This window comes from Mesorhizobium sp. M7A.F.Ca.US.006.04.2.1 (assembly GCF_004022915.1).
Classification (GTDB): domain Bacteria; phylum Pseudomonadota; class Alphaproteobacteria; order Rhizobiales; family Rhizobiaceae; genus Mesorhizobium; species Mesorhizobium ciceri.
The window spans coordinates 1-5,737 of sequence record NZ_RZQA01000396.1; the positions used below are offsets into that span (position 1 = coordinate 1).

Annotated in this window: 7 protein-coding genes; 3 read left to right on the forward strand and 4 right to left on the reverse strand. The window is 62.5% G+C overall.

Annotated features, from left to right (window positions below):
* Nucleotides 1–696 (forward strand): Xaa-Pro peptidase family protein (locus tag EN925_RS20515; protein WP_164894300.1); only part of this gene is annotated, 696 nt, incomplete at its 5' end.
* On the opposite strand, the gene EN925_RS20520 is transcribed toward EN925_RS20515, so the two are convergent.
* Nucleotides 661–1,488: a PhnD/SsuA/transferrin family substrate-binding protein gene (locus tag EN925_RS20520; protein ID WP_127369929.1), complete on the reverse strand. Its 828-nt coding sequence runs from the start codon at nt 1,486–1,488 to the stop codon at nt 661–663. The two genes, EN925_RS20515 and EN925_RS20520, sit on opposite strands and share 36 nt — an antisense overlap.
* 91 nt (nt 1,489–1,579) lie before the next feature.
* Nucleotides 1,580–2,590 carry a fatty acid desaturase gene (locus EN925_RS20525; protein ID WP_024501297.1) on the reverse strand — a complete coding sequence of 337 codons (1,011 nt, stop codon included), beginning with the start codon at nt 2,588–2,590 and terminating at the stop codon, nt 1,580–1,582.
* Between the two features lie 230 nt (nt 2,591–2,820).
* Here EN925_RS20525 and EN925_RS20530 point away from each other — a divergent pair, with 230 nt between their 5' ends.
* Nucleotides 2,821–3,678, forward strand: a complete 858-nt coding sequence (locus EN925_RS20530; protein ID WP_013531192.1) for a helix-turn-helix transcriptional regulator — start codon at nt 2,821–2,823, stop codon at nt 3,676–3,678.
* 131 nt (nt 3,679–3,809) lie between these two features.
* A complete protein-coding gene (gene bmt / locus EN925_RS20535; protein ID WP_063173709.1) occupies nt 3,810–4,832 on the forward strand; it encodes a betaine--homocysteine S-methyltransferase in 1,023 nt (340 codons plus the stop codon).
* A 15-nt stretch (nt 4,833–4,847) separates the two neighbouring features.
* Here bmt and EN925_RS39720 read toward each other — a convergent pair whose 3' ends face one another.
* Both EN925_RS39720 and EN925_RS20545 read right to left on the reverse strand, forming a co-directional pair.
* Nucleotides 4,848–5,117, reverse strand: a complete 270-nt coding sequence (locus EN925_RS39720; RefSeq protein ID WP_024501300.1) for a hypothetical protein — start codon at nt 5,115–5,117, stop codon at nt 4,848–4,850.
* Between the two features lie 212 nt (nt 5,118–5,329).
* Nucleotides 5,330–5,737: YfbK domain-containing protein (locus EN925_RS20545; protein ID WP_128336863.1), on the reverse strand; the 408-nt coding region annotated here is incomplete at its 5' end.

The following is a 5,737-nucleotide window of genomic DNA, read 5'->3' on the forward strand; positions in this document are numbered from 1 at the left end:
GACGAAATCCTCGCCATGCGCCGGGCGATTGTCGCTTGCGAAGCGGCGATGGGCGAGATGGAACAGGCGCTGAAGCCGGGCATTTCCGAGAACGAGCTATGGGCGGAATTGCATCGTGGCAACATCGCGCGCGGCGGCGAGTGGATCGAGACGCGACTGCTGACGTCAGGCCCGCGCACCAATCCGTGGTTCCAGGAATGCTCTTCGCGAAAGATCGAGGCTGGCGATCTCGTCGCCTTCGACACCGACCTGATCGGCCCCTACGGCTTCTGCGCCGACCTGTCGCGCACCTGGCTGTGCGGCGATGCAAACCCGTCGAATGAACAGCGCGCCCTGTTCCGCATCGCCGCCGACCAGATCGAACACAACATGGCTCTGATGCAGCCAGGCATCTCGTTTCGCGCCCTCGTCGAAGCCTCGGCGGTGCCGCCGGGTGACTGCTTCCCGACGCGCTACGGCGTGCTCTATCACGGCGTCGGTCTGGCCGATGAATACCCGACCTTGCCGCATGCCAGCGACTGGACATCGGACACGCCGGACGGCGTGCTGGAACCTGGCATGGTGCTGTGCGTGGAAAGCTATATCGGCCGGCTTGGCGGGCGCGAAGGCGTCAAGCTCGAAGAGCAGATCCTGATCACCGAGACCGGCAACGAACAGCTCTCAACCTACCCGCTGGATACGAGGCTGCTCGGATAGTCCGGCAAGCGCTTCTCGCATTGCCCTGACTGTCTTTTCCGGTGTTGCCCTCGCCGTGATGAACGGCAGGCCTTTGCGCCGTCCGGTCCAGCCGACGATCGCGACTTTCCGCGCTGCTGGCTCGAAGCGCTGCGCCAGCGCCCAGCTTTCGCAGTCGATCGCTGCAACATCGGCCCTGCCCTCGGCAATGGCGACGATTGAAGCGCGGTGACCGCCGCTCTCGCTACGCGACGAAAAGATGTCCAAGCCTTCGCCGGCCGCTTGCAGGTCGCGCGTCAGCGCAATGATGCCCGACATGGAATCGAGGCTGTTGAAGGTGAAGCGCTTGCCGCGGATCAGATCGAGCGGGATGAGAGCGCTGCCATCCGTAGGCGATCGAACTTCCGGTCCCTCGCCTATCCGCATCACCAGAGCGCTCGAATAGAGCTCGCCCTGCCCGCCTTCATAGGCGTCATAGCTCGGCTGGCCGACCACCTGCACATGCCTGGACAGGCCAAGTTCCATCGGCCCCCAGCAGGTCTGCGCGAACAGCAGCAAAGGATGCAGCCACAATCTATGGAAATCGAGTTCATCCGGTGGCAATGTCGCGGGATCGGGTGCGATCAATGCACCGGCAGCATCGCGAATTCCGCCCGGCACCGGCGGCAGGTCGCCATTGCGCCGCACGATGGCTCCCGGCGCGTCGATCCCCTTTTGCCGAAACGCATCGCGCAGCAGCACCCATTGCGCGTCGACCTCATCGCGCATTTCGGGCCAATCATACATCGGCAACGCCGCAACCAATTCACTCATGCCGATATCAAATCATCATGTCTGGAAAAAGGATCGCGAAAACGCGGCGTCCAATCAGAATTGGCCGACACGGATTCCGGGTAGGCCGGAATTATTCCTTGGGCGGCTCGGCGGGAACCGGCGCACTGCCGAGCCCGCTGATGCTGCGCGCCCTGATGCGCGGCTTGAAGGCCCTGCCCGGCTCAGGCGCACGCCGCAGCACCGGGTGCACGATCGGCTCTTTCGCCTTGAACGCATAGGCTTTGACCAGCGCGAAATAATTCGGATAGGCATAGCCATTGTTCATCCGCAGCCATTCCTCACGGCGGTCGCGAAACAGCTTGGGCAGCTTGTACCAGGCCACGGTCGGGGTCTTGTGATGGACGAAATGCAGATTGTTGTTGAGGAACAGGAACGACAGCGGCGAGCGCTCGACGATCACCGTACGGCCTTCCGGATGTTCCGACCATTGATGCTCGGCGAACGTACGGATCGAGATCAGCGACTGGCCGAGCCAGACCGGCACCAGAATGTAAAGCCACAGCGGGATGCCGAAGCCGAACTGAACGATCGGCAGCACGACGGCCAGGCCGATCGCATGCAGCAGCCAGGCCTTGCGGATCGGCTTGTCGCCGGCGATCACCTGCTTGGCATCGTCGATGAAGAAGCCGACGCAGGACAGCCACGGGCCGAGCACGAAGCGGCCTGCCATGGTGTTGTTGATCTTGAGCAGGAATTTCATCGTCGGCGGCAGCTCGTCATGCTGCCAGAGCGCCTGATAATAGCTTTCCGGGTCATCGAGCGGGTCGGTCAGCCGCTCGTCGGCGTGGTGACGCAGATGAATGGTCTTGAAGCGGCGGAACGGCCAGACCAGACCGATCGGCAGAAACACGAAGGCTTCGTTGACCCGCGCGTTGCGCGTCGGATGCCCGTGCAGCACTTCGTGCATGATCGACGACTGCAATGCGGCGGTGAAGGCGAGGACGGCGAGCGCCAGGACGGGATAGGAAGGCCAGAGCAGGAAACCGGTGGCGAGCCATGTCGCGTAGCAGAAGAAGGCGAGTACCACGGTTGGCCACTCAATGGCCCGTACGCTGTGTCGCCTGATGCTCTTGCTCGTCATGCTATCGACCACTGCCCCTCAGTCGCCGGAATCCCAATTGATTCCTGACAGCATTGTGTCAGGAGAAATGATTCCACTCAACGAGACAAAGTGCACGAACTGTTGCGATTGCGCATTTTTGACCGCACATGTTATACATTGTAAACAGACTTAGGGATTCATTTACGCCTAACGCCACCCTCGGAGCGGTTCCGGCGCAAATTTTTCCTCAATCCAGGTGGAGCACGGACATGGACAAGCGCGACCTGTCGACGATCTTCCGCGAGCGACTGAAGATGCTCTTGACACGCTCCGACCTGAATCAGTCGGCCTTCGCAACCGCGGTCGGCATCGACCGCTCGGCGCTGTCGCAACTGCTGTCGGGCGCCTCGACGCGCCTGCCCCGCGCCGAAACACTGCTCAACATCGCCGCCGAGTTCAAGGTGTCGCTCGATTGGCTCCTCGGCCTCAGCCAGGACGAAGGTCTCACCGGCGAAATCCGCGAAAGCCTGGAGATCGAAGAGGCACCGGATGGTTTCGACCGCACGCTGTTGGCCAAATGGCATGCCGAGGCGGCAGGCACCAAGATCCGCTACGTGCCTGCCGGCATTCCCGATCTTCTGCGCACCGAAGCGCTGGTCGACTACGAAGCCGGCATCGCCAACAAGAGCCGCCTGGCGCAGGCCGGCGAAACGCAATACCGCATCGACTACAACAGGCGGCCTGAGACCGACATGGAAGTCTGCATGCCGCGCCACACGCTGGAGATATTTGCCCGCGGGCTGGGTGTCTGGGACCGTTTCCCCGAAGCCGACCGGCGCGCGCAGCTGCTGCACATGGCGACGCTGCTCGACGACCTCTATCCGACCTTCCGGCTGTTTCTCTATGACGGGCGCATGCGCTATTCGATCCCCTACACAATCTTCGGCCCTTATCGCGCCGCCATCTATGTCGGCGACATGTATCTGGTGCTCAACGCCACCCAGCCGATCCAGACGTTGATCCAGCATTTCGACAATCTGATCCGGGCCGCCGACATCAATGCGCACGAGGCGTCCGGCTTCGCGCACAGACTGGCCGGCATGTCGTTCCCAACAGGCACTGTCTGATCTTCGGCAACAATGATCCTTCGGACGGAAACCGGCCTCCGCATTGGTGGCCGCGTTGCCGCCATTCCATTGACTACACATAAAGACTTCTTTATATCCTTATTCGACTTCGAAACATGAAAGCCAATCCGATGACGACCACCAACCCGATCGATGCTCTGCTGGCCGAAAAGGGCGTGCTGCTGGCCGATGGCGCCACCGGCACAAACCTGTTCGCCATGGGGCTGGAAGCCGGCGAGGCGCCCGAGTTGCTCAACGAGACGGCGCCTGACACCATCACCAGCCTGCATCAGAATTTCGTCGATGCCGGGGCCGACATCATCCTCACCAACTCGTTCGGCGGCACCCGCCACCGGCTGAAGCTGCATCATGCGCAGGACCGTGTGCATGCGCTGAACAAGCGCGCCGCCGAGATCGCCCGTGCTGTCGCCGACAAGGCCGGCCGCAAGGTGATCGTCGCCGGTTCGGTCGGCCCGACCGGCGAATTGCTGGTGCCGCTCGGCGCCATGACCTACGACGAGGCGGTCGACGCCTTCGCCGAGCAGATCGAGGGTCTCAAGGAAGGCGGCGCCGAAGTCGCCTGGATCGAGACGATGTCTGCTCCCGACGAGATCCGCGCCGCCGCCGAGGCTGCCATCCGCGTCGGCCTGCCTTACACCTATACCGGTTCCTTCGACACCGCCGGCCGCACCATGATGGGCCTGCTACCCAGGGATATCCACGGCGTCACCGACGGGCTGTCGCAGGCGCCGCTTGGCGTTGGCGCCAATTGCGGCGTCGGCGCGTCTGACATCCTGGCCTCGCTGCTCGACATGACCGAGGCGAAGCCGGAGGCAACGGTGATCGTCAAGGGCAATTGCGGCATTCCCGAATTCCGCGGCACCGAAATCCATTATTCCGGCACACCCGAACTGATGGCCGACTATGTCAGGCTCGCCGTCGATGGCGGCGCCAAAATAATCGGCGGCTGCTGCGGCACCTCGTTCCAGCACCTTGCCGCCATGCGCAAGGCGCTCGACGCGCACACCAAGGCGGATCGTCCGACGGTTGCCGCGATCGTCGAGCGCATCGGCCCGATGCGCAACAAGGTGGCGACGGAAAATACCGCCGAGACCAGCGAAGCCCGCCGCGAGCGCCGCCGCAGCCGGGCCTGAGCTTATCGGTTTCGATTATTCGCTGTTGTCGGCGTAGCTCGACTGCGCCGACTTGAAGTCGACCACATTGTCGCTGTGCATCGTCATCAGCGCGCCGGATGAAACCGGATCGGTTATCTGCTCCAGCATGATGCGGAAGCGGTCGTTGGTCAGCGCCGACATGGCGGTGTGGCGCGCCTGCGCGACATCGTCACTGATACGCCTGGATTCCGATGATGGGGCCGATGAAACCGCCGAAGCATCTCGTGCCGGCGGTGTCGAGTTGGCGATAGTCCTGATCTGCAATTTCGGCTCCCTCAAGCCCGGTACACCTGTCCTGCGTAACAAGCAGGGGGTTGCGATCCGCTACCGGAAATGCCGCGCAATTTAACGACCTGGAGATTCTCCGAAAAAAGGCCGGCAAGGGAATGAACCCCTCGCCGGCATGCCTCACCCGCCCGCGGTCGGTTTCCCCTGTCAGAACGATCCCATCTGAAAGAAACCGGCCGTCATCACCACTACCGATTACCGCCCAGCGCCGAGGCAAGGCGCACAAGCGAGAGGAACTCGGACCTGTACCCAAACGGGTCGGCTCCTCGAGCGGCAGTGGCGATCTCCATGATCTTGTCGTAACCGAACTTCGCGGTCGCATCCTCGTCGCGCAGCTTCTGGCCGAAGGCGGCGACCGCGACGGAGAAGCGCTGGTCGGTGCTGGCCTGGTCGAAAGACGAGATCTCGTTGGCCGAGGTCACCGGCGTGGTGATCAGCTTCGAGACGTCTTCATTCGGCAGCTTGTAGCGGATCTTGACGAAGGCATATTCGTCCGCATTGGCAACGCCGCCATTGTCCACCGACGCCTGGCCATAACGCAGCGCGTCGATCTGTTCGCCGCCGCTGCCCTTTGGCGTGATTTCATAGATCGCGGT

What these genes read in the sequence shown, in the direction of transcription:
- EN925_RS20520 (WP_127369929.1), bottom strand. Translation starts at nt 1,488, where the DNA reads ATGAGTGAATTGGTTGCGGCGTTGCCGATGTATGATTGGCCCGAAATG.
- bmt (WP_063173709.1), top strand. Translation starts at nt 3,810, where the DNA reads ATGACGACCACCAACCCGATCGATGCTCTGCTGGCCGAAAAGGGCGTG.
- EN925_RS20530 (WP_013531192.1), top strand. Translation starts at nt 2,821, where the DNA reads ATGGACAAGCGCGACCTGTCGACGATCTTCCGCGAGCGACTGAAGATG.
- EN925_RS20525 (WP_024501297.1), bottom strand. Translation starts at nt 2,590, where the DNA reads ATGACGAGCAAGAGCATCAGGCGACACAGCGTACGGGCCATTGAGTGG.